This is a genomic window from Trichlorobacter sp. (assembly GCF_030247655.1).
Lineage (GTDB): Bacteria > Desulfobacterota > Desulfuromonadia > Geobacterales > Pseudopelobacteraceae > Trichlorobacter.
The window spans coordinates 1-2,334 of the sequence record NZ_JAOTRZ010000317.1 but is presented as its reverse complement, the minus strand read 5'-3'; the positions used below and the strand labels follow the sequence as shown (position 1 = coordinate 2,334).

The 2,334-nt window shown below is 51.7% G+C and carries 1 protein-coding gene; it reads left to right on the top strand.

Translation table 11 applies throughout. From position 1 onward, the window contains the following. On the top strand, positions 1–2,053 hold a 2,053-nt coding region (locus OEL57_RS16200; RefSeq protein ID WP_300741911.1), incomplete at its 5' end, for a sigma 54-interacting transcriptional regulator. Between the last annotated feature and the right edge of the window lie 281 nt (positions 2,054–2,334).

Here is a 2,334-nt window from a genome sequence, read left to right as displayed (position 1 = left end):
CCTTCACTCCTATACACCTGGCCAGCTGGTTGCAGGCCTGAAGAGCCTGGGTTTTCATGAAGTACATGAAGGCGCCCATGGTGCTCGTATGATTGCCCCCCATTATGCTGCTGAAATTGCCAAAACAGACCATACGTTGATATCTACCCACTGCCCGGCTGTGGTTGATCTGATTGAACGACATTACCCAAAGTTGCTGCCCAATCTGATGCCGGTGGTTTCGCCCATGCTGGCCATGGGACGTTTTATTAAAGAGGCCTTGGGGCCTCAGGCCAAGGTGGTGTACCTCAGTACCTGCATTGCCGCTAAATTTGAAATCCAATCTCCTGAAGTAGCTAATTTTGTGGATGTGGTGCTGACCTATGGCGAAATCGAACTGTTTTTTCGCAGGCGCGGTATTGCTCCGGCAAATCTCACAGAGGCTGCCTTTGACGGCATTGACCCGGAGCAGGGGCGCATGTTTACTCTCTCTGGCGGACCTTTACGGGCACTGGATATTGCCACTGATTTTCTTGATACCGAAACCGTTGCGGCTGAGGGCGAAAGCCACTCTCTTGAGATCGTGCGTGATCTGGCTGCAGGACGGATCAATCCCCGCTATGTTGATCTACGCTTTTGTGATGGCGGCTGCGTTGACGGACCTGGTAAAAATCGTGATCTGACCAACTTTTACAAGCGCAACCTGATTATCCGCTATACCAATAGTGCAATCCCCTACCGGACTGCAGCCCATTATCGTACGGCACAACCACCCGCCCAGCTTTCCCAAAGCTTTCAGGATAAGTCAATCAAGCTGCCTGCACCTAAACCGGAGGATGTCCGCAGAATCCTGAATGCCACCGCTAAATTTAGCCAGGGTGATGAGTTGAATTGCCGTGCCTGTGGCTATGCCACCTGTCGGGAGCATGCCGTAGCTGTGTTTCAGGGTTTGGCTGATGTAGGCATGTGTCTGCCCTATAACCTGCGCAAGATGGAGGAAGACCGCGGCATTCTGATGCAGAAGTATGAGCTGATGTCACGGGAGCTGGATAAACAGCTGGGTGAGGATATGATCATTGGTGATGATCGCGAAAACGCCGCTGTTGTCGAGTTGATTCGTCATGTTGGCCCGACACCCACCACAGTGCTAATTCGCGGAGAAACCGGCACCGGTAAGGAGTTGACCGCACGGGCCATTCACCGCCTGAGCACCCGGGCAGACAAACCGCTGGTTACGGTCAACTGCACCACTCTGGCGGATTCTCTGCTTGAAAGCGAGCTTTTTGGCCACAAAAAAGGTGCCTTTACCGGTGCAATAGCTGATCGAAAAGGCCTGTTTGAGGCAGCGGATGGAGGTACCATCTTCCTGGATGAGATCGGCGATATTACCCCCAAACTACAGGCCGAATTACTGCGACTTCTGGACCAGGGTGAGGTGCGGCCCGTGGGTGGCACCTCGGTCAAGAAGGTGGATGTGCGCTTGATAGCGGCCACCAATAAGGATCTTGAGCAGGGGGTGCGCGATGGCTGGTTCCGCGAGGACCTGTATTACCGTCTGAATGTATTTTCAATCGATCTGCCGCCCCTGCGTGATCGTACGGAATCAATCCCTATTCTTTCTCGCCACTTCCTTGAAAAGGCGCGCAAAAAACTGAACAAACGCCTGACCGGCATTGAAGAGCGGGCTGTTACCGCCATGCGTAATTATCGCTGGCCAGGCAACATTCGGGAGATGCAGAACATCATTGAGCGGGCAGCAGTGCTCTCACAAGACGGAGTGATTCGACTTGAAAATCTACCCTCAATCTTTCGGGAGATCTTTGATGAGCGGGCTGGCGTCCTGCCTGGCGTCAGACGCACGTCATTCAAGGCTGAGCGTGAAACCCATGTGGGACGGCTGGAGAGAAACCTGATCCTGCGCTACCTTGAGGAGGCTGGAGGAAATGTATCAAAGGCGGCACAGCTTGCAGATGTGCCGCGTCGAACGTTCTATCGCCTGCTGGAAAAGAACGGAATCGCCGTGCAACGTAAGCTTGAACATGCCTTTGGTGATGAAGCGGGTGGTGAACGCTAGTATGTTCTAGAATAGTGTATACTTTTGTCTATGCTGTGCCATGTTTGGCCCACTATGTGGCCAACATGAAAAAGGATTTGAATGGTCTAATTTCTCAACCATATGATATTTGGCTACTTATTATGTTTTGTGGTATTTTGGCACGGTGTTGGCATATGTATACAGTATTGTATCAACAACAACACTACTATTTCATACATAAGGAGATCAAAGACCATGGGCAGAATGCGCGAAAACCCCCGTTACAATGTTATTTCAATGAGAGTCAGCGATGAAGAGCG